Annotated in this window: 2 protein-coding genes; one reads left to right on the top strand and one right to left on the bottom strand. The window is 68.5% G+C overall.

Annotated elements, in window-relative coordinates:
• On the top strand, positions 1–294 hold a 294-nt coding region (locus tag PGX04_RS24415; protein ID WP_273740881.1), incomplete at its 5' end, for a dihydrofolate reductase family protein.
• Between the two features lie 11 nt (positions 295–305).
• On the opposite strand, the gene PGX04_RS24410 is transcribed toward PGX04_RS24415, so the two are convergent.
• Positions 306–654, bottom strand: a 349-nt coding sequence (locus PGX04_RS24410) for an enoyl-CoA hydratase/isomerase family protein (RefSeq protein ID WP_273740880.1), incomplete at its 5' end; no start/stop codon positions are given.

The following is a 654-nucleotide window of genomic DNA, read 5'->3' as shown; positions in this document are numbered from 1 at the left end:
CTCACGGCGGGCGACGAGCGAGTCGACCTCCTCCGCGCGTTCGCGACGCTACAGGAGCGGGGCCTCGAGCGGATCATGGTCGAGGGCGGCGGCGAACTCATCTTCTCGCTGTTCGAGGCCGGGCTGCTCGACGAGCTACGGGTGTTCGTCGGCCCGACAGTCATCGGCGGCCGCGACGCCCCCACGCTGGCCGACGTCGAGGAGTTCGTCGCGGAGTTTCCGGCGCTCAAGCTCGGGGATGTCGACCGGCTCGACGACGGTGTCTTGCTAACCTGGCGAGTCGACGAACGCTAGAGAGATTCGAGTCACTCGAACTCCGGATCGCGATCCTCGACGAACGCCGTCATCCCCTCTCGCTGATCGTGCGTGCCGAAGAGGCTCGCGAAGGCGCGTTTCTCGTACGCGAGCCCGCTCTTCTGGGAGCCCTCGAGCCCCTGATTGATGGCCTGTTTGGCAGTTCGCATCGCGAACGCCGGTCGTGCGGCGAGCCGATCGGCCAGCTCGCCGACGACGCGTTCGAGGTCGTCATCGGAGACGACCTCGCCGAACAGACCCGCCTCCGCGGCGGAGTCGGCGTCGAGCCGTTCGCCGAGGAATATCATCCGGCGCGCGGTCTCGTCGCCGACCAGTCGCGGCAGCCGCTGGGTGGCCCCC

Source organism: Natrinema soli, from assembly GCF_028618695.1.
This window is presented reverse-complemented; position numbering and strand designations above follow the sequence as displayed.